We start from the raw sequence: 24924 nt of genomic DNA, 5'->3' as shown, positions 1-24924 counted from the left end.
CTCGCGCGAGAGAGATACGCGAAAAAAGGCCGGTATATGGCAATTATTTCAGGTTCCGGTAACAAAAGGGTCAGATACGGCGGGGCTCGGTCGTATAATCGTTTATAATCAGTTGGTTATATAAATTCTTTGAGTGAGTGCATGAAGATGACAATTTACATCGTGGCCTATCAGAAGGAGGAAGGACGTTCCTACGAGGCGCTGGAGGAGAAGCTCTCCGGCTTCGGCGATGTCTTCCACGAGATCGACAATGTCTGGATCATCGGATCGAATTTGATCATCTCCGATCTCCGGGACGTTCTGGCCAAGCTGGCCCCCGAAGAAACCCGGTTGATGGTCACGAAATACGTCCCGCATAACAGTATGGAGATGGGGGCCGCCGCCTGGCATGGTTTCTCCCTCGCGCAGGAGGACTGGCTGGCCGGGCGGCTGTAAGCGCTGCAGGAGGCGTCACGCCTCCCTCGGGGAAGAGGGCAGCAGAGCGCTCGGGCGCAGAGTCCCGCAACCGGAAGGCGGGCGCCTTTTTTTGCATGCATTCGCCCCGGAGGCGCCCCGAAGGCGCCCGGAGGCATCCGGAGGTTGCCCGGAAGGTCGCCCGCGAGGCGAGGCGCCCCGGTTCAGGCTCGGTTTCCCGACTGGAGGTGGCGCGCATAGAGCGCGCCGATCGCCGCCGAGGCGAGGCGCGCCTGGGCGTCGTCCGCGCGGCTTGTGAGCAGCACGGGCACCTTCGCGCCAAGCACGATCCCCGCCGAGGCGGCGCCGGCCATGAAGCTCAGGGTCTTGACCAGTATGTTGCCCGCTTCCAGATCCGGAGCGATCAGGATTTGCGCGCGCCCGGCAACATCGGAGACGAGGCCTTTCGTCCTCGCAGCCCCTTCATTGATCGCCACATCCATTGCGAGAGGTCCATCGAGAACGCCTCCCGTGATTTCACCACGATCTGCCATCTTGCAGAGGCTGGCTGCGTCGAGAGTCCCCTGGATCCTGGTGTTGATCGTCTCGACGGCGGAGAGAAGGGCGACGCGCGGTGTACCGAGCCCGAGACCGTGATGCAGATCGATCGCGTTCTGGACGATATCGCGCTTGGTCATGAGGTCGGGACCGATATTGATGGCCGCATCGCTGGCGAGGACGAGGTCGGGATAGCCCGGGACGGCCAGCGCGAAGACATGACTCATACGACGCGAGGTGCGCAATCCGCTGTCGCGCGCGATCACACCCTGCATGAAGGTATCCGTATGCAGGCTGCCCTTGGTCAGGCCCTGGGCTTCGCCTGCATGGATCAGCTCGATTCCCTTGCGAACGGCGGAGGCAGGATCTGCGGCATCCACGATCCGGCATCCGTCGAGCGAAAGCCCTGACTCCGCAGCGGTCTTCTCGAGCGTCTGACGGTCTCCGACGAGGATCGGCTTCAGGATGTCGTGTTTCGCTGCCTCGATGGCCCCGCCCAGAGCATGGGCGCTGCATGGCCAGATCGCCGCATAGGGGACCGGACCGAGGCGGCTGGCCTTGTCGATGAGGGTCGTGAGCGGTGCGTGATCGGCAGTCATTGAACCGGGTCTCCATCATCCGGGGTGAGATCCGATCGCCCCATGAAGGCGGTTCCGGGCGTGTCTTCGGCTCCGGAGGCCGGCAGGGCGAGGCGGGACCGGGCACTGGCGACCCTTTAGGCGCCAGAGACGGTCGAAAGATGATACCGCATGACTATAGCGCATTCCGCCATGCACCCTATTCAGGAAATCGTGCGCCGGTTCCCTGTCCCTTCCATCCGTTTTGCCGCCGGTTTTCCTGCTGGTACTTTCGTGCCCGGAATTCTCTCGCGAATCTCTCTCGCGTCTTCCTGCCGGAGCGCCATGCGGTCATCATCTGCGTATCGTCGGAAAGGGAAGCACGTTCCCGGAAAAACACAGGGGCGCAGCTTGCCGGGGCGAAGACGACCCGATGGAAGGACGATGCCGGAGCCATGCTCGCGGGAGCGATATTCTTTTCCAGGGGGGGGGTATTCGACGGACCGGATGGTGGGCGCAACAGGGATTGAACCTGTGACCCCTACCATGTCAAGGTAGTGCTCTACCGCTGAGCTATGCGCCCATCCGGTCCGTGAGCGGCCTTTTAGCGGGCGTTGACGGGGCTGACAAGATAGGTTTTCTAAAAAAATCACCAGACCGGAAGAAAAATGACGCACGCCGCCCGGCTGGAGCCAGAACCCTGTCTTTCCAGCATGTTTACCCTGTTCGACGTTCCCGAGCCTCGTGCTCCGCTCGTCATTGCCTCGCCTCACTCGGGCCGTCTCTACCCCGAACGGTTTCTCGCCCAGGCCAGGATCGATCTCATGCAGCTCAGGCGCAGCGAGGATGCCTATGTCGATCTCCTCGTCGATCATGCGCCGCAGCTCGGTCTTCCCTTCTTGCGGGCCGAATTCCCGAGGTCCTTCTGCGATGTCAATCGCGACGCGCTCGAGCTCGATCCGGCGATGTTCCGCGGTCGGCTTCCCGAGGGGAGTCTGACCGGCACGGCCAAGGTGAGGAGCGGTCTGGGCATGATTGCCCGTGTCGCCGGTGCCGGACGGGGAATCTACCGTCATCAGCTCCCGGTGAGCGAGATCCATGAGCGGATCTCCGGCTACTGGCTGCCCTATCACCGGGCGCTTTCCGCGATGATGGGGCGCTGTAGGGAGAGATTCGGTGCCTGCCTGCTGCTCGATGTTCATTCGATGCCCAGCCTGCCGCATCACTCCATGCCCGAGATCGTGCTCGGCGATCTTCACGGAAAGAGCTGCGATCCCTCGCTGGTCGCCGGGCTGAGAACGGCCCTGGAACGGCAGGGCTTCAGCGTCGGGATGAACGATCCCTATGCGGGCGGATATATCACCGCGCGCTACGGTCGTCCGCGCGAGCAGAGGCATGTCATCCAGATGGAAATCAGCCGCAGCCTCTATCTGGACGAGTTCCGCTGCGTTCCGCTGCCGCGCCTGTCGCAGGAGCGTCTGCGTCTGCGGGCCGTGCTCGACGATCTCTCCCGTCTCTCTTGCGCGGTCCTTGCAGGCAAAGGCGCCCGGCAGCCGATCAACTCCGCCTGAGGCGCGGACAGGGAGGGGCATTTGATGCTATGAGAGCGCCTCCCGCTGTGCTGCGGCCGGGAGATGCACCGGATATCCCGACCGGATCGGCCCTCGTTTTCCGGTGTCCTTGAGTCTGAAGACTGGAAGAGTTTGTATATGTCTCCGTCCCGCCTAGACCGCACGGATATCGTTCTGATCGGTGCCGGTGTGATGAGTGCGAATTTTGCGGCACTCATGCGTTCCCTGGATCCCGGTCTGTCCATGACCGTCGTCGAGACGCTTCCGGGATGTGCGCAGGAGAGTTCGAATGCCTGGAACAATGCAGGCACCGGGCATGCGGCCTATTGCGAGCTGAATTACACGACGCGGCGCAAGGATGGCAGCGTCGACATTGCCAAGGCGCTGGACGTCAATACGGAGTTCGATCTCTCCCGCCAGCTCTGGGCGCATTTCGTCCGGACCGGCTGGATCGGGCAGCCGGAAACGTTCATCCGGCGCTGTCCTCACATGAGCTTCGTTCGTGGCGCCGACAATGTCGATTTTCTCCGGGCGCGTCACGCGGTCATGAGTCGCCATCATTGCTTCGACACGATGGCCTATTCCGAGGATCCGGCGCAGATCGCGGAATGGGCTCCTCTGATGATGCGTCGTCGAACCGGCGGGGAGGTCGTTGCGGCGACACGGGTCGAGCAGGGTACCGACGTGGATTTCGGTGCCCTGACCCGTGCCTTGTTCGATCGCCTGGGGCGTGAGGACGGCGTGGAGATCGCCTATGGTCACAAGGTGATCGCATTGACGCGCGAGGACGGTCCTGTCTCGGGCCCAGGCCCGGGCGGGCAAGGTGGGGGCAGGCAAGGTGGCGGCGCGCAAGGAAGGTGGCGTCTGACACTCGAGAACGTCGCGACCGGAGAGCGGCGCCAGATCCTCGCGGGCTTCGTTTTCGTCGGAGCCGGTGGCGCGGCGCTCGATCTGCTCAAGACGGCCGATCTTCCGGAAGCGCATGGTTATGCCGGCTTTCCGGTCAGCGGTCTTTTTCTGCATGCCGACAATCTCGATCTCTGCAGCAGGCATCACGCCAAGGTCTATGGAAAGGCTGCGGTCGGTTCGCCTCCCATGTCCGTGCCCCATCTGGATACGCGGGTAATCGGCGGTCGTCCCTATCTGCTTTTCGGGCCTTATGCCGGATTCACGACGCGCTTCCTCAAATCGGGTCGATGGACCGATCTGCCGCGCTCCATCACCGGCGATAATGTGAAAGCCATGACCGATGTCATGTTCGAGAACCGCGATCTGGTGAAGTATCTGATCGGTCAGGTGCTGCAGAAGCCCTCCGCGCGGTTTTCCGCCCTGCGCGATTTCTATCCTGCCGCACGGACCCAGGACTGGCGCGTGGCCGTTGCGGGACAGCGCGTCCAGATCATCAAGACCGAGCAGGGCAGGGGCACGCTGAAATTCGGAACCGAGGTTCTCAGTGCGGGAGACGGGAGTCTCGCCGCGGTGCTCGGCGCCTCGCCCGGCGCCTCGATTGCCGCTTCCGTCGCGTTGCAGGTGGTGAAGAAGAACTTCGCGCACAGGCTGCCCGCCTGGGAGGCGCGTCTGCGCGAGATCGTGCCGGGCCACGATATCGATCTGCGCCATGACGAGGCAGCCTGCCGACGGATCCGTGAGGAAACGGGTGCGGTTCTCGGGATCTGAGCGCGGCTCGCAGAAGGAGCGAAGACCTGCAGGGCTGATGTTCGTCGCGAGGTTTGCGGCCGGTCCTTCGCCCGGGTTTCAGATCCGGGGGGGAGCCTCCGCCTCCCCGGGGTCTTCACTTGGGTCCTGATCGGCATGTGCGGTGGCATCGAGCCAAGACTGGAGCGTATAGGCCGCGGCCATCTTGTCCACGACCTCGGCCCGCCGCCGCCGCGTCATATCCGCCTCTCTGATGAGAAACCGGTTCACGGCGCTTGAGGAGAGCCGCTCGTCCCAGCAACAGGCGGGCAGGGCGAGGCGGGCGGAGAGTTCTGTCATCCAGTCCTGGGCGGCGCGTGCTGCCGGGCCGAAGCTCCCGTCCAGAGAGAGAGGAAGGCCGCTCACCAGGCCTCCCACATCTTCCTTCCTGACGATCCGCGCGAGCTCATCGAGCGTTTCCGCGAATTTCCTGCGTTTCACCGAGCGATAGGGAGAGGCCAGCATGAGCGTAACATCGCTCAGGGCGATGCCGATCGTCTTCTGACCGGGATCGATGCCGAGTATGCGTGAGCCATGCGGCAGGGCGGCCCTCAGGGCGTATGGATTGAACAGAGTCATGGGAAGGCGTTATGATCTCGCGAAATTCTGGTCCTTCGGGATTACCCGCCCACAAGCATGAAAGTCGATCCTTTATGTCGTTGGAAACGCGCACAGTCAGGCGCATAGCGAAACTGGCTCGGATTGGTCTGAGCGACCGGGAATGCGAAGCCATGCGCGAGGAGCTGAACGGTATTCTCGGCTGGGTCGATCAGCTCAACGAGGTCGATGTCACCGATGTGCCTCCCATGATCGGCACCGGCCTCGCCATGCCGCGCCAGCGCGAGGACGTCGTGACCGACGGAGACAAGCGCGAGGCGATTCTTTCCAACGCACCGGATCGCGTCGGACCCTATTTCACCGTACCCAAGGTTGTCGAATAATGCATGACCTGACCCTCGCCGCCGCGCGCAAGGCACTCCGGTCCCGTAGTCTGTCCTCCGTCGAGCTGACGGATCATTTCCTGTCCGCCATCGAGAAGCATGACGGGCAGATCAACGCCTATATCACCGTAACGCCCGAGCCTGCGCGAAAGGCGGCCCGTGCGGCCGATGCCCTGCTGGCGGAGGGCGACGCCCCGGCCCTGTGCGGCCTGCCGCTCGGTGTGAAGGATCTGTTCTGCACGAGCGGAACGAAGACCACCGCTGCGAGCAATATCCTGCGCGATTTCGTGCCGCCCTATGAGAGCACGGTGACCTCGAACCTGCTCGCCGATGGCGCGATCTTTCTCGGCAAGACCAATCTCGACGAGTTCGCCATGGGCTCGACGAACATGACCTCCGCCTTCGGCCCGGTCACCAATCCCTGGAGACGGGCCGGTTCCGATGCGAAACTCGTTCCGGGTGGCTCGTCGGGCGGGTCGGCCGCAGCCGTCGCCGCCGGACTGGCGCTGGGCACGACGGGCACGGATACGGGCGGATCGATCCGTCAGCCCGCCGCCTATTGCGGGATTACCGGCGTGAAGCCGACCTATGGGCGCTGCTCGCGTTACGGCACGATCGCGTTTGCGAGTTCGCTCGATCAGGCCGGGCCGATGGCGCGAACGCTCGAGGACTGCGCGATCCTGCTCGAATCGATGGCCGGGTTCGATCCCCGTGACAGCACATCGGTCGATCGTCCCGTTCCCCGTTACGAGGACGCGCTCGAGCGCGGTGCGAAGGGGCTGCGGGTCGGTATCCCGCGCGAATATCGCACCGATACCCTGCCGGAAGAGATCGCTGCCCTCTGGGATGAAGGGATTGCGTGGCTGCGCGATGCCGGGGCGGAGATCGTCGATGTTTCCCTGCCTCACACGAAATATGGCTTGCCGACCTATTATATCGCAGCCCTCGCAGAAGCCTCGTCGAACCTTGCCCGCTACGACGGCGTCCGGTTCGGTGCGCGGGTCGAGGCGGATACGCTGGACGAGCTCTACGAAGCGACCCGCCACGCGGGGTTCGGCGAAGAGGTGCGACGTCGCATCCTGATGGGAACCTATGTGCTCTCCTCCGGATATTACGATGCCTATTATCTGCGGGCCCAGAAAGTCCGCACGCTGATCCAGCGCGATTTCCTCTCGGCGTTCGAAACGGTCGATGTCCTGCTGACCCCGACCGCACCGTCCGCTGCCTTCGCCCATGAGGAGCGTCCCACCGACCCGGTGCAGATCTATCTCAACGATATCTTCACCGTGCCGGCGAGCATGGCGGGTGTTCCCGCGCTTTCCCTGCCCGCCGGGCTGGATCGCAGCGGCCTGCCGCTCGGCCTTCAGCTTATCGGGCGGTATTTCGAGGAGGAGACATTGTTCGCCGCTGGACGTGTCATGGAAAAAGCGGCGGGTTTCACGCACAGACCTGCCCTGCATGCGGGAGCCGTCGCATGAGCAGCTATCGTATCGAAGGCAATACCGGTGCCTGGGAAATCGTCGTCGGCCTTGAGGTACACGCCCAGGTCATCAGCCATGCCAAGCTCTTCTCCGGCGCATCGGCTGAGTATGGCGGCGAGCCGAACACCCATGTGAGCCTGGTCGATGCCGGTTTTCCGGGCATGTTGCCGGTCGTGAACCGCGAATGCGTGGCGCAGGCAGTGCGCACGGGTCTCGGGCTGAATGCCGAGATCCATCTGATGAGCCGGTTCGACCGCAAGAACTATTTCTACGCGGATCTCCCGCAAGGGTATCAGATCAGCCAGTTCGCCCATCCGATCGTGGGTGAAGGCAAGGTCGAGATCGAGCTTGCCGATGGCACCACGCGCCATATCGGCGTGACGCGCCTGCATCTGGAGCAGGATGCGGGCAAGTCCATGCACGATCAGGATCCGCTGCGCTCCTTCATCGATCTGAATCGTGCGGGCGTGGCCCTGATGGAGATCGTAAGCGAGCCCGATATCCGTTCGCCGGAGGAGGCCGGGGCCTATCTGCGCAAGCTGCGCCAGATCCTGCGCTATCTCGGGACATGCGACGGGAACATGGAAGAAGGCTCGATGCGCGCCGACGTGAACGTTTCCGTGCGCAAGGCAGGCGAGGCCTATCGCACGCGCTGCGAGATCAAGAACGTCAACTCGATCCGTTACGTCATGCAGGCCATCGAGATCGAGGCGCAGCGCCAGATCGAGATCTGGGAGGCAGGCGGTACGGTCGATCAGGAAACGCGGCTGTTCGATCATGTGCGCGGAGAGACACGCTCGCTCCGCTCCAAGGAGGACGCCCATGATTACCGCTATTTCCCCGATCCCGATCTGTTGCCTCTCGTCATCGAACGCGACTGGGTCGAAGATCTGCGGGCGGCACTGCCCGAATTGCCGGAGGCGAAGCGGACCAGGCTCGAACAGACCTATGGCATATCCCGCTATGAATCGGGCGTGCTGACGGTCGAGCAGGGAATTGCCGATTTCTTCGAGCAGGTGGCGCGGGATGCGGATGCACGGCTCGCGGTCAACTGGATGCTGGGCGATTTCTTCGGCGCCCTGAACCGGACGGGGGCCACGATCGAAACCAGCCCGGTCTCTGCGGAAGGATTGAGAGAGCTCCTCGGGCTGATCAGCGACTCGACGATCAACGGCAAGATCGCGAAGGAAGTCCTTGAGGACATGTTCGAGAGCGGTGAATCCGCCTCTGCGATCGTCGAACGCAAGGGTTTGCGTCAGGTGACCGATACCGGTGCAATCGAATCGGAAATCCGCACGATCCTGCAGACGCATGCCGACAAGCTTGCGGAATACAAAAGCGGGAAGGACAAGCTCTTCGGTTTCTTCGTGGGTCAGACCATGAAGGCCATGAAGGGCAAGGCCAATCCGGCTGCCGTCAACGATCTTCTGAAAAAGCTTCTTTCAGAATGAGATAAATCTGCTTCCGGGGGTTTGACGCGCGCCGCAAATCCCCCTAGAAGCAGTCCAGCAAACGCCGTGAAAACTGCGTCCCTCTAGGCGGAGGGGTGGCCGAGTGGCTGAAGGCGGCGGTTTGCTAAACCGTTGTACGGTGTCAAGCCGTACCGTGGGTTCGAATCCCATCCCCTCCGCCATTTTTTTTCGAAGCAGACCTGCTGATAATTTCTGATGTTTTGCGAGTAACCAAGGCAGGAATGCATGGTAGTTCGCCCATCGATCACATGATGAGAACACGCAGCTCTCCTGCATCAGCGCGCTGGGCAGCAGCATGCAGGTGATCCCATCGTTTGCCGCTACCCTCCTGGCAGCATCGGTGCCGGGCAGTCGTGCCGAACCTGCGTAGACTCACATCTCTCCCTGTTTTCAGTCCCGCTTTCTGGTCGATGCCTCAGCTGCTTTATATGCTTTGCGTGTACCATGTAGATGCCTCAAGACTAAATTGCCTGTATGCCCTGCACTTCAGTCGTGCTTTCATCGTGAGGCGAGCGTAGTATGCGTGGGAAAGCGAGCGGGCTGTAACGAAAGAAGGCTCCATCGTCGCGGGCTTTCCACAGCGTCAAAATGTGCGTGAGATTGATTAGAAATGCTGAAATGTCGCAGCGTGGGACAAGATCGGACCCTCTTAAGCCGCCAAGCGAATGTTAGCCGATGCCAAGGGGGGGGAGCGCCCCCGTGCGATTCCTCAAAAGACGTGTGAGGGGAAAGTGGTGGGAGTTCAATTCCGTCTGCCGCCGAAATATTGCACACAGCTCAAATCGGATGACAGGTCAGAAATCCTGAAGAGCGATGCGACGCCAGTGATTTGGCGATGTGCAGACATAGTGAAAATTTTTATCGTCTTGCGACTGGCCGGGATCGCAAGGTGCAGAAGAATTGGCGGGGGTGCCCAAAGTACCGATTACCGAGTCTACACGAATATAGCTCCATCCTCCCCTTGAATTGCTGATGTGCAATTGGGGGGACTTTTGAACGAGTGATACGTCGCCATACGCAAACACGAAGGGAGCATTTTTCGCTTCTGGCACAAGTAATAACGATCTCCCATTGATAATATTCAAGTTTCCTCCGAAAGTCCCTCCACCGCTGGCGTCGATGTTACCTATCACGTGTATCCCGTTATGGGCAGTGATTGAGCCGCTCGTTGATGTGTCGCCCCAATCACTAACAGTTAGACATGCTGTTGCTGGGAAGCCTTTATTTGGAAGCTGCGGCGCATTGCTCCCGCAGAGAGCAACGCCACCTTTCGCCCATCCTGGATTGTAGACTGTTGCCCCTCCGTTGGAGGCGCTCTTGCTCATGGAGTAGATGCTATCTCCGTATCTCGGCCCCATCCACCACGATGTATCATGCTGATTCTGGTATCCGTTAGGATCATTGAAACCGTTAGAGTCAATTTGCTGCCACATTTTGAATTGAGACGTCCAGCCAGAGCCCTTGAAGGGCTCTTCGTCAAATTCGAATACCTCTTGTCTGGATCCTATTGACTTGTCTGGCCCTAAACGAGGTGCGATTTTGAAAGCGTCTCCGTCAATATCCATGCTCGAGCTATCGACATTTATTCTCATGCCTGTGGGCCATTGACCGCTAATACCGAGTCCATAGCTGTCGGAACTTACTTTGTTGTTAAATTGGCTCCCTATGGTAAGGCCGTGCATTGTCGCCCCATAATCCGGTCCCGTATACCAATTGTCGAGCTCCTCGTCGCAATCTCGGGACGGAGAGAGATTTTTCGGATTGGTCTCGTCATTATCCACTTGGACAGAGCAGGTCGTATTCCGCGTGAAGTGCTTTACGTAAGTTCCTATTTCGATAAAAGGTTGTTTTTTCATTGGCCAAAACGAGTTTTCGATTACATCAACACTGTCTCTCATGGTTGCAATATTATTCGATCCAGCAAATGGTGAATGTCCGATATCGACATTTCTTGCACCATTTTTCAATAAACCAGTAAACGGCTGCCACTGACCTTCCATCGTGAGAACGGTATAAGTTCCTCGATTATCTGTCGAGCTATGCCAGCTAGCGAGATTTTGTGCGTAGAGCGGATTAATAAGCCCACGATGTGCGTCAATGCCATCAATAGCAGGCCAACCACCTCGAAAAGCGCTTCCCGCCGCGATGTTCGTCAATACATGTGCGCCAGCGTGCATGAATTGCACATAAGTTATTGGTAATGCAGGGCGCAAAAATGCCTCATGATCGGAAAAGGTCAAACTGTGGGATATGCCATTTTCATCTTTAAATTCAGCACCCGCAACATACCAAGGGGGATTGTTAATGGCTAATGTATAGTTGGCGACCGATTCATACGCTCCTGCACCACAATTTGTTCCGGTCAGGGGGGCATAGGACATCAATATGGAGAATACGCAGCCACCGTTATCGCCAGCTCCGTATGGAAGAGCTGTGAATTTCGAAAAGACGCTATCGAGCAGTGTGTGTCCTCCTGCTAATAACAGTTCTGGTGCCATGTTTTTGTAAGAGACGCCAACAGTGAACTTGCGAGATGCTAGATGAACATCGGGATCATCGAGCCATCCTAAGTTGGGAGATGGCAGGTTTGGTATAGCTGGTGCCAAGAGGGCCGACAATGATCCTGCCGTGTCGAGCGAAGCGACGTATGATCTCGCTTCGCTGTCGGCTGTGACTTTTTTTTCCTGCGCAAGCGCACTACTGATGACTGCTAATTGAAATAAGAATATAGAAAATTTGATCATTTCATTTTCTCTCTATGAAATACATATGATACCGCGGCTTCAATTAAATAATATACATTATAATATGAGTAGTAATTATTTATTATATTAGGTGGGAGAATAATTTATAGTATCATTTTGGGAGATACAAAAATTATTTACATGCGTGTGGTAGTTCCTCTTGATCGTGACGTTCGACAAAGGTGCCCCGGTTCTCAGGCAAGGGTGTAAGCTATAGACCGATCTGAGAGGGGACGGATTTATGGACAAGGTTACGCGGAAAAGCTACTCGGGCGTGTTCATGTCGCGGGTTGCGCTGGAGGCGATCCGGGGCGAGCAGAAGCTGGTGGAACTGGCGTCGAAGCACGGTGCGCATCAGACGATGATCGCCCAATGGAAGCGGTAGGCGGTTGAGGGCATTGCGCCTGTCAAAGACCATGGATGCGGAGCGCTGCGCCGAGGTGCTGCAGGAGGCTCTGATGCGCTACGGCGCACCGGAGATCTTCAAGATGGGTTAGGGGTTACGATTAACCGCGCCACGGTTTGCTGAGGTTCAGAAAGCGCGCCAGACCCTGATCAGTATGGACCGGCGCGGCCGATTAGATACGAACGCGTCTATTTGCATGCGCTCCAGGCCCGGTTCGGAGCTGCGAACCGGGCCTATTCCATGGATTGCGCACTACAACGTAGAACGCCCGCACCGAGGATTGGCTGCTTGAACGCCAGATGGGGTATATCATTCCGTGCCAACGCGATTGGGGCTTGGGGATTGACCCCGGACTCAGTGGCCGAGGACGGTACCGTCAAAATGGCGACATAACAACCACCGGCGATAGCCTATCAGGTCCGTAAACTTGTCCAAACGGATGCGGCTACTTTTGACATCCAGAACTCGAATCGTCCCTCGATCAGCCCGCCAAGCATATTCTCAAACGCGCTCTGGGTCGGACTTCCCTTCAGAAGTCGACTAACACAACTCGCTTCCAATGATTTGGCGATGTGCAGACGTAGTGATAGTTTTGATCGTCCTGAAACTGACCTGGCCGACACGACGCGCTAGATGAACTCGGGGTTCTTAGATCAGACTCAAATGAGTCAGCTGAGATGGACTTGTTCGCAATTATCGGAGAAGTTAACACAAGATTTTCGGAGTCTGTGAGCGCACCAATGCTTCTGGTATTGATATAGGGAATGCCCATACCCGCAGATCCTGGAAATATCACAGAGCAATTGCCTGACCCAGCACACAGACGGAGTGATCCGTCACCACCGAAACTTATATCTGCGCCTCGGGCCCCGCTATTTGGCAAACTCATATTTTCATCTTCTGGCCTACTCGCAGCTACGCGGATGCCGATATGCCAAGACATGTTGCTATGGTCGTTGCAAGTAGCTCCGCTCTTAGCATCGCATTGCTCCCAGTGATCCTCACGAATGGATGTCTTTCCCGCCATTTTATAAAGACTAGCGGCGAGCGCTTTCGATCCCGGCACGGGGTCGGCACTGATAGGGTTCGTGACGCCTAAGGTATTTCCCTTGATTGCCCAGACCAGATTACTTGAAAATGGCTCAAGCTGAAGCAGGTTTGGAAACTGGCCGCCTATGTAGACGCCCCAAGAACTCAGTTCTGGCCACGCGTTGAATCCGTCATGTTGTGCTGTGCCATCCAACCATGATTTCCCAATTGAATGGCTCTCCAATCCGATGGTGAGTCCATTGTAGTGATATTTCCCGCTGATTGTCGTATTGAGCTCGTTGTCGTATTCGCTATTTTCGCATTCACGTATCAGACTGTGTTGCGCTCCAGAGGATTGCGCCTCGAGAGGGAGGGAATCGTTGTCGGTTATGGAACAAGTATCGAGCAGATTGAACATTTTCGACCGCGCGCCGACATAGATGACAGGGGAGGTCACACTTTTGTCGTAATGCGTATCGATATTTTCGCGATTATGCGCATAATTTTGTGGATTGAGTGATTGCGAAGCAGTCTCTGGGGCATTTGGTATCACCCATTTATCTACATCAAGTCGATCACATTTATGCGATGAACCGAAGTAATCTGGGCACTTGATGCCAAATTCCCAGTTGTTTAACATTCCTGAGAAGCTATTTATTCCCGTAAATTTATAGGACGATAATCTATCTATGTAGCTTTTCATAGATATATTTGTAGTTATTGTTTGATGTTGTTTCAATTTTGCGCGGTCGTCATGTGTCAGTGATGGATATAGATAAACACCTCCGGTATAAAAATAGAGATTGTGATGACTCCCTTGAGAATCTTGAATATCTGTCCCGACAACAATCTTCGGAGTAGTATTTTTGGTCCCGTTATCGAACACTACGCTATCGAATGTGTTTATGTACGTAGCAATCTGATCTCCTGTCGTGGGACTTATGCCTGGACGGTTTCCGGTATAAACAGAGTTAGCGTTCCATAGGCTCAGGCAGGTCCCAAGATTCATGCCGCCCTCATTTTGACACGTCATCACAACGTGCGATCCTCTTCCCTCATCAAAGCCTCCGATTGTTACTCCGTCAGGATCTGTCCAGTTGTCTTCATCGGTTAGATTGGCTTGGCGATGAGTGCCCGTAATTCTCATGATCGTTCGGCCATCGATCATGCTGTTGAATCTCGCTCTGCCAGTATACAATAAGTCTTCGTTTGGAGCAGTTGGCGTATCTAAACCATTCGTCCGAACATGTTGAGTCAAGCGTGATGATGCATCTAGGCCAGCCACGCCACTCGGAGCATTGATCTGCGACTGCGTTACCGGGTTATCGTTGGCGCTCGCTAGTGACGCCCTATACATTGTAGATATACAGATTATCAGAACTATAGTATGAACTCTACTAATCATAATGATCACCAATATTCATATAGTTTATTTCGAGAAAGGTGTTGCGCAGCTCAGTGTTGTGAGTTTGCAATTGTGCAAGCGAAGTAAATCTTTCTTGCTCTTTTGTGGTCTGTCTATAAGGGTATTCGGCTTGTTTAGATTCTCTCTTTATCTGTTAATTGGGACTAGGCTCAGGACTCATTACGGCGTCCAGTAGATGACTGTTGCGGCGAGGCAGATTGCCGAGAAGAAGGTGTGGGCGCAGCGGTCGTAGCGCGTGGCAATGCGGCGCCAGTCCTTGAGGCGGCCGAACATGTTCTCGACCTTGTGCCGCCGGCGATATCGGGACTTGTCGTGCGGGATCGGCACTTTCCGGCTCTTCGTGGACGGGATGCATGGCTCGATGCCTCTTTCGGTCAGATTGCGCCGGAAACAATTGCTGTCGTAACCGCGATCGCCGACCAGGTGGCGAGCGGAGGGCAAGCGTGGCAGCAGCAGGGCTGCGCCCTTGTGGTCACTCATCTGACCTTCGGTGAGCAGCATCGCCACTGGACGGCCATGCCCGTCGCAGACGGCGTGCAGTTTCGAGTTCAGGCCGCCTCTTGTGCGTCCGATCCGACGCGCAGCACCCCCTTTTTGAGCAGACTTGCGGCAGTGCGATGCGCCTTCAGATGTGTGCTGTCGATCATCAACTCCTCCGGAACGCCAGCATTACCCGTCAGGACGGAAAAGATCCGGGCAAATACGCCAAGACGGCTCCAACGGATGAAGCGATTATACAGCGTCTTATGCGGACCGTAGCCCGACGGCGCGTCCTTCCATTGCAAGCCATGCCGGATCACGTAGACGATGCCGCTCAGCACGCGGCGATCATCTACGCGTTTCAGACCGCGCGTTTTCGGGAAATATGGTCGTAACGCGCGCATCTTGCTCACAGGCAGCATCGGCAGATCAGACATCGGGTTCTCCTTCCGATGACCGTCGAGTCACATCATCTCAGTCTCGTAAAGGGTCCTGAGCCTAGGCTTGCCCCTGATGACAGATGGCGCCTGATCCTGAAGGTGATGGATCGGTACATGCTAGGGTTCGATCCCCCCCCCCCCGGGGGCTGACGATCTCCGCCTAGAGGGCCGGGTGCAACATCGCCTTGACATCGATCCAGGGGCTTCGACGACTGACGCTTGCAATGCTGACGCTGAACCGTGATGCCACAATCGAGTTGGTGGTTTTCCCCACCGCACAGGTCCCAGGGGCCGATATGTGTCTGCTCTGCCCGGCTGGGGCGTCGGTGGGCGGAAAGCGCATCCGGGCTCGTCCACGCAATACGGGGAAACCGCGATCCTGCACCCTCGTTCACGATCCGGGCAAGCGGCACCGTCATGGTCCCGTTCCGCCCGCAAGCAATGAGGAAAAATCATGCATCGAGCCAGCTGGTCTCTTTTGGGGATCGTGTCCCTCCTGACCTCGTGCTCACCCGCCCATGCAGGAAAACCCGCGTTTTTGCACATACCGCTCGATCCCGGAACGGAGGTGACCCGTCTCGACGTGGTCTATCGATGCGATGGGGACGAGGGAAAGGCCAATCGGGATCTTCGTTCGCGGCTACCGGCAGGTGATGTGGAGGTGAGCTATCTCAACGCGGGGGAAAACAGCCTCGCGGTCGTGCCGGTAACAGGGAAAAAGCTCATCCTCAGCAACGTGATTTCCGGGAGCGGAGTACGATATGCCGGTGGGGTATATATATGGTGGAGCAAGGGAGACACCGCGCAGTTTGCGGATGTCACCAGCCCGGACGTCTCTGTTTCCTGCGTCGAGAAAACCGGTCCGAAATAGACCGCATATCCCGCGAAGTCCGTCACGCGATGGCCCGGAAGACATCCGGTCCCCCGTGTGAGCCTCTTCTCATCCCGGTTCCCTCGTCAGGAAGAAAGCCAGAAAAAACGGGTCGGAGAAGCCTCCGACCCGTTCTGGAAAAAACCGCACAACTTTAAGGATGATGAAGGCGATCACGACATCGGGGGAAGTTCCTCATCGACAGTCAGAAGCGTCTTGCCCTCGATGAAACGTTCGGCTTCGTCCTCGCTGCCAACGGCAGGCGGCGACCCACGAAGCGGGAGGCCGGCTGTCTCACGCACGGTGAACATCGTGATGAAACCGACCAGAGCCGCAGCCATGAGATACCAGGCGGGCAGATCGAGATAACTGGTCTTTTTGACCAGCCAGGCCATCAGCAGGGGGGTCGTGCCGCCGAATACCGAAACCGAAAGATTGAACGCGACCGAGAGCGCCGTATAGCGGATCGGCGTGTAGAAGAGAGCGGGCAGGGTCGAAGGCATCGAGCTCGTGAAGCAGACAAGCGCGAGACCCAGCAACATGAGACCGATGAAGATCGCCGCGAGACTGCCCGACTGGATGAGGTGGAAGCACGGGATGGACAGCACGACGAGTGCGATGCAAGCGCCCATGATCATCGGTCGACGGCCCAGACGATCGCTCAGATATCCTCCAAGGACGTTCAGCGGCATCATGAGAAGCATCACGATGATGACGAGGATGAGCCCGCGATTTTCCGGATAGCCGAGCGACACAGTCATGTAGCTCGGCACATAGGCGAGCAGCATGTAGTCCGTCACGTTGAAGACGAGCACGAGCCCGACACATTTCAGCAACTGTCGCCAGTGTACGGTGAAGAGATGATGCCAGCCCGGCCTGTCATGCTCGCGTTTTTCGGCCTCGGCGGCATAAGCCTGAAAGGACGGGGTCTCTTCGAGCTTCATCCGGGTATAGAGACCGAGCAGACCGAGCGGCCCGGCGATCAGGAAGGGCAGGCGCCAGCCCCAGGACAGCATGGCCTCCTCGCTGATCCCGACCTGAAGCGCCGTGACGACCCCGGCGCCGGCCACATATCCGGCAAGCGTTCCGAATTCCAGCCAGCTCCCCATGAGGCCGCGATTGCGATCGGTGGAGTACTCGGCGATGAAGGTGGCCGCACCGCCGTACTCGCCCCCGGTTGAGAACCCCTGAACCAGCCGGGCGAGGAGCAACGCAATCGGCGCCCATATCCCGATCCGGTCATAGGAAGGGATCAACCCGATAGCAAATGTGCCGAGCGCCATGCAGACCATCGTCGCGGCGAGAACCTTCTGGCGGCCGTACCGGTCGCCCAGCGGCCCGAACACCGCGCCGCCGATCGGTCGCACGAGAAAGGCAACCGCAAAGGTCGCAAAGGTGGAGATGAGCTGCACGGTTGCATCTGTGGACGGGAAGAAGACCTTGCCCAGAGTGACTGCGATATAGCCGTAAACGCCGAAGTCGAACCATTCCATGGCATTGCCGAGTGCTGCGGCGGCCACGGCACGCTTGAGCATGTCGCCATCGACGACCGTGATATCGTCGGGTTTGAGATGCTGTCGCTTCTTGAACCATCCGAAATAGGGATGTGGACTTCGCGGACGACTCATATGTGCTACCTCTCTGCTCTTGCGGCGTCTTTTCGGCCCTGGGGTATTCTTCCCCTCGGGAATCTCTTCCCTACCGGGCGAACAACGCGGTTTGTTCACGCCCTATAACAAACTTTTATTCCTGTTGTCGAAAAACAGGGTTCGTGCGTGTTCAGCGATCTTCTCGCCGTGACGGTTCCTTCACGAGCTGGTCATCAGCGTTAATCGCATTGCGACTGTTCATGGCAATACTGTTCACGACGCGGTAAAGGAGCAGCCAACGCGATCCCGGAGCAGGGCGCGGCCAGTATCGGGCAGCAATGGCACACAGAGAAACCAGAAGCGATCCGATCACCGCGAGATCGCCTGCAATCCGTGAAGGAATAAGGGGCGCAATGGATGCGAAAAGGTTCTGCCAGTCAAGAGGCATGGCACTCTGTCCTTTCGATTGTGGGAGAGCGTTGATGGTGAGCGTTCGTCAGGCGGAAAGCGTCGATGAAAACGGCTCCGACCGGTTCGGCAGGGAAACACCGGCGACGGAATGTCCCTGATAGACCTCATGTTCGACATGGCGTCGGCGCTGCAGGCCGGTCAGAGTGACGAGCCGTCCATCCACGGTGGCCTTGTCCCAGCGCAGGAGCTGCATTCCGGCTGCTGCGTAAAGCCTGCGGTTGAGCAGCCGCATCAGGGTCGATTTGCGCATTGCCGCGCTACCGACGTTGAATTGCCAGGAAAGCAATGCGCCCTTCTGCCAGGGCAGGAGCGGCACGACCGTCGCTTCGGCCAGCACTTTCTGGAGCCCGGCGACCGTAATCTCGAGCAGGGCTGTCGCTTCGTCCCGGGTGATCGGCGGCGTCAGGCGCGTGACCGGTGTTCCATCGGCCAGAGTGCGGTTGCCGTAGCCGATGGTCCAGAATCCTGCAGGACAGAGATAGGGCGCAAGGCGCAGCCCTTCGAAGTCGTCACGGCGCAACAGGGCCATGGCGATGTTCAACGACACGCTCATTTTTTCTCTCTTTCCGGATCGATCGTGTTCCCGATCGTGTTCCCGATCGTTTTCGGGAGGGCATAGGCGCGGCAAATGCGCGCCTGCATCAGTCTGCGGCCTGTTCGACCATGGCGCGTTCCGCACGCCCAAGCGCCTCGCGCAGCATCGCGTTTTGCCTCCGCAATTCCTCGATCAGCGCGAGATAATCCTCCTCGCGTTCCTCCAGCTTGTCGACACGGGCGTTGAGACGGGCGAGATCCTCCTTCTGGGCTTCGATGGTGGCTCTCGCACTCGATGCTCCTACGCCGATGAGCCAGCGCACGGTGAAAAGGAGTGTACCGGCGACCGCCACCCACCAGGGCTGCGGCTGCAAGGGATCAGACATGATGACGTGTTTCCCTCTCCCGGTGGGGTTTGCGCTTCGTTCGGGCTCTCCCGGAGGGATGCGATTTCCCGTTCCTGTCGCGATCTCTCATCGCCGCCCCGTATCCGAACGGTCTGTATCCCGATGAATGGATGTGCCACTTCCCGGGGCCGTAATGCCCATCGGAAAGTCGAAAATGTGGTCGCCCTGGGCCAGCAGACTGTCGAGATCGAGGCTTTCGGCGCCCCTATCGCCCGGCGGGGATGAGGAAGAACCGGAAAGGCCCGGTCCGGCCGACAATCGGATAGCAGGCAGGATCTGCCGTCCCGCTGCGGGGCGCAGGATATTGGCGCGCGTTCGCCATGTCATGATGTGATCTCCGGAAGGAAAGTCCCGCAGCGATGGCGGGTGACGATCGCCCTCCGTTTCGTTCCGGAATCGCAGCCTGGGCTGCATGCGGGATCAGGAGGGACAATACCTGTCGGGGAAGACGCGATGGGCGCCATGCAGGAATACGGGAACCGGGCGCGATCCCGGGCCGACCGCAAGGCGTCGCGTAGCGCCAGAAAGTGGATGCTGCCCCATGACCGTCGTTCTTGTATTGTTCCAGAGTTCTAGCACAGAATGACGATAAGTTTCCAGCTGGAATTTACGGCCCTGGACGTTGCGTCTATGGTGGCCCGCAGCATGACGACGTTCCTGCCCCAATCGGGATTTCAAGACCGGGACGGCCCGGCATTCAGTCTTGACTGACCGTGTCTGTCCTGAGGGAGGAGAGGGCCATGCCCTGGATCGTTTTACTCATCGCTGGTCTCTGTGAGGTCGTCTGGGCGACGTCGATGAAACAATCGGCGGGATTCACGCGGTTCTGGCCGGGGCTCATCTCGATCGTCACAATGATCCTGAGCGGGTTCCTGCTCTCCTGGTCCATGAAAACCCTTCCGCTCGGAACCGCCTACACGGTCTGGACGGGTATAGGCGCTGTCGGCGCGTTCCTCGTCGGCATCATATGGCTGGGTGAGGAACTCAGCCCGGGGCGGCTCGGCGCGGCCCTGCTCATCCTGACCGGCATAGGGCTGATGAAATTCGCCACCTGACATCCATCCCTAGACAGGGATGCGAGACAGAGCCTGTGGGACACCCCCTGCCTCCCTTGCGCGCAGGACATGCCTGTCGGGTTCTGGAATCGCGCGAAATCCGTAGAGAAAACCGTCGGGTTCTGGTGAAAGGCGCACATGCCAGAGACAGGCTCAGATCATGAAGTCTGGAGGTCCGGGCGGGAATCGAACCCACGTACGCGGATTTGCAGTCCGCTGCATCACCATTCTGCCACCGGACCGGCTGGTGCTGTCGGCTATATCCCTTTCCAAGGCTTTCCGGTCAAGAGGGTGGGGGGATGAAAAAAGGGAAATAAGAAGAAATTTCCGCACCGGCCGGAATATGGCATAGAAACGGAGACGGATATCCTTAAACAGGCAGATCGAACGTAGTGCGTCACGCTGCAGCACAGCCGACATTCGAAAGGGCTTCCATGAAACGGGATCAGCTGAAGATCTATACTTCATTCAGCGTCGGAGCCGTCATGCTCCTCAATGGTTCGACTGTGCTTGCCCAGAGCTATGACGGGAAAGGCTCGCCCGAGTTCATTCCCCATACCCTTCAGGAAGCGCTCGCAACGGCTTATCTGACGAATCCGAGCCTGCAGCAGCAGAGGGCGCGTCTGCGCGCGGCGGATGAACAGGTTCCCACGGCCCTCGCCGGGTGGCGTCCCACCATTCGCGGCCAGTTCGGACTGAGTTATTATCAGGGCATCAATGCCTACGGAGCCCAGAGTGCGCAGCCCGGCTCCCCTTTCGGCACGCCTGCCTATAGCCGCCAGTATGCGACTCCCGGCTATCAGGGCGGTGTCACCATTAACCAGCCGCTCTATTCGGGCGGGAGAACGACGTCGCAGACGCATCAGGCCGTGAATACGGTCATGGCCGAACGTGCTCAGCTGATCGCGACAGAGCAGGATGTCTTCACCGATGTGGTCAACGCCTATCTCGGCGTCGTCCGGACCGAGCAGCTCCTGCAGATCAACATCAACAACGAACATGTTCTGGAAGAGCAGCTCAAGGCAACGCAGGATCGTTTCCAGCAAGGCGAGATCACCCGGACCGATGTCGCTCAGGCGCAAGCGGCGCTTGCAACGGCAAGAGCGTCGCGGCAGCAGGGAGAGGGCACGCTCCGTGCTGCGCAGGCGACCTATCTTCAGGTCGTGGGCGTGCCGGCAGCGCCCAATCTGGTGGCGCCGCAGCCGCTGGTTCTGCCGGTCAAGGATGTCAAGCACGCCGTCGAGGAAGCATCACGCAACAATCCGTCGGTAATCAGCGCCCTGTTCCAGGCGTCAGCGCAGAAAGACAATTTCTCGGTCCAGATGGCGGCCATCCTGCCGAAGATCTCCGCGACCCTCGGCTATTCCTATGTCAAGAACCAGGGCTATGGCCGCATGGTGACCGACAACAAATACGGCACGGTCAATTTCGACGTTCCGATCTATCAGGGCGGTTCGGAATATGCCGCAATCCGTCAGGCACGTCAGCAATATCTTGCCGCCCGTCGCGCGGTCGATGTCGCGCGGCGCACCGCCACGCAGGCGGCAGCGTCGAACTGGCAGCAATTCCACTCCTATCACGACTCCATCTCGAGCAACCGCATGGCGATCGCGGCCAACGTGGTGGCTCTCGATGGCGTGGAGCGTCAGGCCATCGTCGGCACGAGCACGACGCTCGAGGTGCTCCAGCAGCAACAGACCCTGCTTTCGGCCCAGACCGCCCTGATCCAGAATCTCAGCGGTCTCGTCCAGTCATCCTATGCGGTGGCGGCGGCGATGGGGCGTCTTACCGCGGCAGATCTCAAGCTGAACGTGCCGATCTATGACGACAAGGCCTATTACAAGGCGGTCAAGGACCGGCTGTGGGGGATCAGCGACTACGCAGTCGGACAGCCGGGCCGCTGAACGGGCAGGGGCCGGGTTTTCCGGTCTTGAAACTTGGTCTTCCTCTGGCCATACGCATGGTTCGATAACGGAAATGGAGCGTGCCCGTCCCGTCCTGCGGGGCAGGGCCGCCAGAGTGACAGGAAGACAATGCTCGAGAAGTCCTTCGATCCCGCTTCGTGCGAGGCCCGCCTTTATGCACAGTGGGAGGCGGCAGGTCTCTTCCGGGCCGATCCCGATGCTCCGGGCGCGCCGTTCTCCATCATGTTCCCTCCGCCGAACGTCACGGGCACCCTGCATTTCGGTCACGCGCTCGATTTCGTGCTCCAGGACATACTGATCCGCTGGAAACGCCTCGAGGGGCGCAATGTGCTCTGGCAGCCCGGCACGGATCATGCCGGAATCGCGACTCAGATGGTCGTCGAGCGCGTGCTGGACCGCGAAGGGCTCGACCGCAAGGCGATGGGTCGCGAGGCCTTTCTCGACAGGGTATGGGACTGGAAAGCACAGTCGGGCGGCCAGATCATCACCCAGCTCAGACGTCTCGGAGCCTCGGCCGACTGGGAGCGCGAGCGTTTCACGATGGATGAGGGCCTTTCGCGCGCCGTGCGCGAGGTCTTCGTCACGCTGTATCGTCAGGGGCTGATCTATCGGGCCAAGCGCCTCGTGAACTGGGATCCGGCCTTCCGCTCGGCAATCTCGGATCTCGAGGTGGAGAACCGTGAGACCAGGGGCTCGATGTGGTATCTCCGCTATCCCGTCGAGGATGGAAGCACGATCGTTGTCGGAACGACCCGGCCCGAAACGATGCTCGGAGACACCGCCGTTGCGGTTCACCCCGAGGATGAGCGTTATACGGGGCTTGTGGGTCTGAGTGTCACCCTCCCGCTTACGGGACGTCGGATCCCGATCGTTGCCGACAGCTATTCCGATCCCGAGAAGGGAAGCGGTGCCGTAAAGATCACACCGGCTCATGATTTCAACGATTTCGAGGTCGGCAAGCGTCACGATCTTCCGATGCCCTCGATCCTCGATGCCGGTGCGGCCATCTGTCTGGACGAGATTTCGGGCGAAATGCGCGATATCGAGGGTCTCGCCAGCAAGGCTTTCGTCGAATCCCTGAGCGGCATGGATCGCCTCGAGGCACGCAAGACGATTGTCGCGGAGCTCGAGCGTCTCGACCTCATCGAGAAGATCGAGCCTCATACGCTCCAGGTCCCTCATGCCGAGCGCGGGGGCGCCATCGTGGAGCCGCGCCTGACCGAGCAGTGGTATTGCGACGCGGCCACGCTCGCCGGACCCGCGATCGAGGCGGTCGAATCGGAGCGCATTCGATTCGAACCGCGCCAGTGGGAGAACACGTTCTTTGCCTGGATGCGGGACATCCAGCCCTGGTGCATCAGCCGTCAGCTCTGGTGGGGGCACCGCATTCCGGCCTGGTACGGTCCGGAAGGCAGTGTTTTCGTCGCTCATGACGAGGCCGGGGCACTTGAGGAGGCGCGTGCCCGGTTCGGTGCCGATGTGACCCTCACGCGGGACGAAGATGTGCTCGACACATGGTTCAGTTCCGCACTCTGGCCGTTCTCGACGCTCGGCTGGCCCGAGAAGACGAGCGAGCTTGCCCGATACTACCCCACGAGCGTTCTCGTGACCGGGTTCGACATCATCTTCTTCTGGGTCGCCCGCATGATGATGATGGGGCTCCACTTCATGGACGATGTCCCGTTCAGGACGGTTCTCATCCACGGGCTGGTCCGGGACGAGCGCGGGCAGAAGATGTCCAAGAGCAAGGGGAACGGTCTCGATCCGCTCGAGCTGGTTGCGGAATTCGGTGCCGACGCGACCCGCATGGCGATCTGCGCCCTGACCGGGCCCGGTCGCGACATCAAGTTCGGACGCAAGCGCGTTGAGGATTATCGGACCTTCATCACCAAGATATGGAATGCCGCGCGGTTCTGCGAGATGAACGCCGTGCGACCGGTCGAGGGGTTCGATCCCGCCTGCGTGCGCAGCGTGCTGGGGCGCTGGATACTCGACGAGGCCGCCGGCGCAGTGAAGGCTGCGAAGGACGCGCTCGACGCCTATCGCTTCGACGAATATGCGGCGACGTGTTACCGGTTCGTCTGGAATGTCTTTTGCGACTGGTATCTCGAGCTTGCGAAATCCGCCCTTTCGGCTGAGGCGGATTCAGCGGAGCGCGAGGAGATACGTGCGGTTACGGCTCATGTCCTCGGGCTGATCCTGCAGGTCATGCATCCAGTCATCCCGTTCGTGACAGAGGAATTGTGGCAGGCTTTCGGTTACGGGGGCAGCGTCGCGCAGTCTCGCTGGCCGGAGGAGGCGCCGCTTTCTCATGCTGCCGAAGCGTCGCGCGAGATCGACTGGCTGATTCGTCTGATCGGCGAGATCCGTGCGATCCGCTCGGAAATGAACATTCCTCCGGCGCGCACGGTGCCTGTGCTGATCCGGGATGCTTCTGCCGAGACGCTCGACCGGGCCGGGCGCTGGGCGGGCGTGATCGGTCGCATGGCGCGCGTTGACTCCGTGGCGGCGCTTGCGGGAGAGACACCGAGAAATGCAGCGCTTTCGGTCATCGACGAGGCAACCCTCGTTCTGCCGCTCGAGGGGCTGATCGATATCGCTGCGGAAATCCAGCGTCTCGGCAAGGAGATCGAGCGTCTCGGCAAGGAAATCGACAAGGTCGAACGCAAACTCGGCAATGCGGATTTCGTGGCCCGCGCGAAGCCGGAGGTTGTGGAGGAAAACCGCGAGAGGCTTGGTAGTTTCAGCCACGACATGCAGCGCCTGCAGGCGGCCCTGTCGCGGCTTTCAGAAGCCTGAGGATCCCGGGCGCGCTGTCTGGCCGCGTGCATTTTTGCGCACGGCCAGACAGGCATAAGTCCAGACAGGCATAAGTCCAG

General features: G+C 59.1%; 19 protein-coding genes, 3 tRNA genes and 1 pseudogene. 12 read left to right on the top strand and 11 right to left on the bottom strand.

Annotated features, from left to right (window positions below; all coding sequences use genetic code 11):
* The first annotated feature begins 141 nt into the window (after positions 1–141).
* On the top strand, positions 142–435 hold the full coding sequence (locus SSA02_RS06210; RefSeq protein ID WP_147093168.1) for a hypothetical protein: 294 nt from the start codon (positions 142–144) through the stop codon (positions 433–435).
* Between the two features lie 182 nt (positions 436–617).
* Here SSA02_RS06210 and SSA02_RS06205 read toward each other — a convergent pair whose 3' ends face one another.
* Together SSA02_RS06205 and SSA02_RS06200 are read right to left on the bottom strand one after the other, a co-directional pair.
* Complete coding sequence (locus SSA02_RS06205) at positions 618–1550, bottom strand: bifunctional enoyl-CoA hydratase/phosphate acetyltransferase (protein WP_147093166.1); 933 nt, start codon at positions 1548–1550, stop codon at positions 618–620.
* A gap of 466 nt (positions 1551–2016) precedes the next feature.
* Positions 2017–2091 (bottom strand) — tRNA-Val (locus SSA02_RS06200).
* 85 nt (positions 2092–2176) lie between these two features.
* Here SSA02_RS06200 and SSA02_RS06195 point away from each other — a divergent pair.
* Complete coding sequence (locus tag SSA02_RS06195) at positions 2177–3079, top strand: N-formylglutamate amidohydrolase (RefSeq protein WP_147093164.1); 903 nt, start codon at positions 2177–2179, stop codon at positions 3077–3079.
* Between the two features lie 138 nt (positions 3080–3217).
* Entirely contained in the window at positions 3218–4756 is a 1539-nt protein-coding gene (locus SSA02_RS06190) for a malate:quinone oxidoreductase (RefSeq protein ID WP_147093161.1), read from the top strand.
* 78 nt (positions 4757–4834) lie between these two features.
* Here SSA02_RS06190 and ruvX read toward each other — a convergent pair whose 3' ends face one another.
* Positions 4835–5353, bottom strand: a complete 519-nt coding sequence (gene ruvX / locus SSA02_RS06185) for a Holliday junction resolvase RuvX (protein WP_147093159.1) — start codon at positions 5351–5353, stop codon at positions 4835–4837.
* A 74-nt stretch (positions 5354–5427) separates the two neighbouring features.
* Here ruvX and gatC point away from each other — a divergent pair, with 74 nt between their 5' ends.
* The 4 genes from gatC (at position 5428) to SSA02_RS06165 (ending at position 8829) form a co-directional block, all read left to right on the top strand.
* Positions 5428–5715, top strand: a complete 288-nt coding sequence (gatC, locus tag SSA02_RS06180; protein WP_147093157.1) for an Asp-tRNA(Asn)/Glu-tRNA(Gln) amidotransferase subunit GatC — start codon at positions 5428–5430, stop codon at positions 5713–5715.
* Entirely contained in the window at positions 5715–7193 is a 1479-nt protein-coding gene (gene gatA, locus SSA02_RS06175) for an Asp-tRNA(Asn)/Glu-tRNA(Gln) amidotransferase subunit GatA (RefSeq protein WP_147093155.1), read from the top strand. Before gatC ends, gatA begins: the two co-directional genes overlap by 1 nt.
* Complete coding sequence (gene gatB, locus SSA02_RS06170; RefSeq protein ID WP_147093153.1) at positions 7190–8647, top strand: Asp-tRNA(Asn)/Glu-tRNA(Gln) amidotransferase subunit GatB; 1458 nt, start codon at positions 7190–7192, stop codon at positions 8645–8647. The genes gatA and gatB overlap by 4 nt, the downstream gene beginning before the upstream one ends.
* Positions 8648–8736: 89 nt before the next feature.
* Positions 8737–8829, top strand: a tRNA-Ser gene (locus tag SSA02_RS06165).
* 633 nt (positions 8830–9462) lie between these two features.
* Here the strand turns inward: SSA02_RS06165 and SSA02_RS06160 are convergent.
* Positions 9463–11412, bottom strand: coding sequence for a hypothetical protein (locus SSA02_RS06160; protein WP_147093151.1), 1950 nt, complete (start codon positions 11410–11412; stop codon positions 9463–9465).
* 241 nt (positions 11413–11653) lie between these two features.
* On the opposite strand from SSA02_RS06160, the pseudogene SSA02_RS13040 reads away from it, so the two are divergent.
* Positions 11654–11794 (top strand): annotated as a pseudogene (locus SSA02_RS13040) (IS3 family transposase); the annotation flags it as partial.
* 553 nt (positions 11795–12347) lie between these two features.
* Here the strand turns inward: SSA02_RS13040 and SSA02_RS06150 are convergent.
* Together SSA02_RS06150 and SSA02_RS06145 are read right to left on the bottom strand one after the other, a co-directional pair.
* The gene (locus SSA02_RS06150) at positions 12348–14015 is read right to left on the bottom strand and encodes a hypothetical protein (RefSeq protein WP_147093150.1); all 1668 of its coding nucleotides are present in this window, start codon (positions 14013–14015) and stop codon (positions 12348–12350) included.
* Positions 14016–14432: 417 nt separating this feature from the next.
* Positions 14433–15190 (bottom strand): IS5 family transposase gene (locus SSA02_RS06145; RefSeq protein ID WP_246103667.1). Its coding sequence is split into 2 segments (ribosomal slippage): positions 14433–14857 and positions 14857–15190, totalling 759 coding nucleotides; the frame shifts between segments, so codons are not numbered across the junction.
* 457 nt (positions 15191–15647) lie between these two features.
* On the opposite strand from SSA02_RS06145, the gene SSA02_RS06140 reads away from it, so the two are divergent.
* Positions 15648–16064: an MliC family protein gene (locus SSA02_RS06140; RefSeq protein WP_147093148.1), complete on the top strand. Its 417-nt coding sequence runs from the start codon at positions 15648–15650 to the stop codon at positions 16062–16064.
* A gap of 173 nt (positions 16065–16237) precedes the next feature.
* On the opposite strand, the gene proP is transcribed toward SSA02_RS06140, so the two are convergent.
* The 4 genes from proP to SSA02_RS06120 all read right to left on the bottom strand — a co-directional run bounded on the left by proP (position 16238) and on the right by SSA02_RS06120 (position 19392).
* The gene (gene proP / locus SSA02_RS06135; protein WP_147093146.1) at positions 16238–17692 is read right to left on the bottom strand and encodes a glycine betaine/L-proline transporter ProP; all 1455 of its coding nucleotides are present in this window, start codon (positions 17690–17692) and stop codon (positions 16238–16240) included.
* Between the two features lie 457 nt (positions 17693–18149).
* The gene (locus SSA02_RS06130; RefSeq protein ID WP_147093144.1) at positions 18150–18677 is read right to left on the bottom strand and encodes a lysozyme; all 528 of its coding nucleotides are present in this window, start codon (positions 18675–18677) and stop codon (positions 18150–18152) included.
* Positions 18678–18765: 88 nt separating this feature from the next.
* Positions 18766–19044, bottom strand: a complete 279-nt coding sequence (locus SSA02_RS06125; RefSeq protein ID WP_147093142.1) for a hypothetical protein — start codon at positions 19042–19044, stop codon at positions 18766–18768.
* A gap of 87 nt (positions 19045–19131) precedes the next feature.
* Positions 19132–19392, bottom strand: a complete 261-nt coding sequence (locus SSA02_RS06120) for a hypothetical protein (protein ID WP_147093140.1) — start codon at positions 19390–19392, stop codon at positions 19132–19134.
* A 413-nt stretch (positions 19393–19805) separates the two neighbouring features.
* On the opposite strand from SSA02_RS06120, the gene SSA02_RS06115 reads away from it, so the two are divergent.
* Positions 19806–20120, top strand: a complete 315-nt coding sequence (locus tag SSA02_RS06115) for a DMT family transporter (RefSeq protein WP_147093138.1) — start codon at positions 19806–19808, stop codon at positions 20118–20120.
* A 168-nt stretch (positions 20121–20288) separates the two neighbouring features.
* Here the strand turns inward: SSA02_RS06115 and SSA02_RS06110 are convergent.
* A tRNA-Cys gene (locus SSA02_RS06110) sits at positions 20289–20362 on the bottom strand.
* Between the two features lie 192 nt (positions 20363–20554).
* Here SSA02_RS06110 and SSA02_RS06105 point away from each other — a divergent pair.
* Both SSA02_RS06105 and SSA02_RS06100 read left to right on the top strand, forming a co-directional pair.
* Entirely contained in the window at positions 20555–22024 is a 1470-nt protein-coding gene (locus SSA02_RS06105; protein ID WP_147093136.1) for a TolC family outer membrane protein, read from the top strand.
* A 129-nt stretch (positions 22025–22153) separates the two neighbouring features.
* Positions 22154–24844, top strand: coding sequence for a valine--tRNA ligase (locus tag SSA02_RS06100; RefSeq protein ID WP_147093134.1), 2691 nt, complete (start codon positions 22154–22156; stop codon positions 24842–24844).
* The last annotated feature ends 80 nt before the right edge of the window (positions 24845–24924 follow it).

Origin of the sequence: Swaminathania salitolerans, from assembly GCF_007988945.1 — a bacterium.
GTDB classification, from domain to species: domain Bacteria; phylum Pseudomonadota; class Alphaproteobacteria; order Acetobacterales; family Acetobacteraceae; genus Swaminathania; species Swaminathania salitolerans.
The sequence above is the reverse complement of the archived record's forward strand: the minus strand, read 5'-3'. Positions and strand labels throughout refer to the sequence as shown.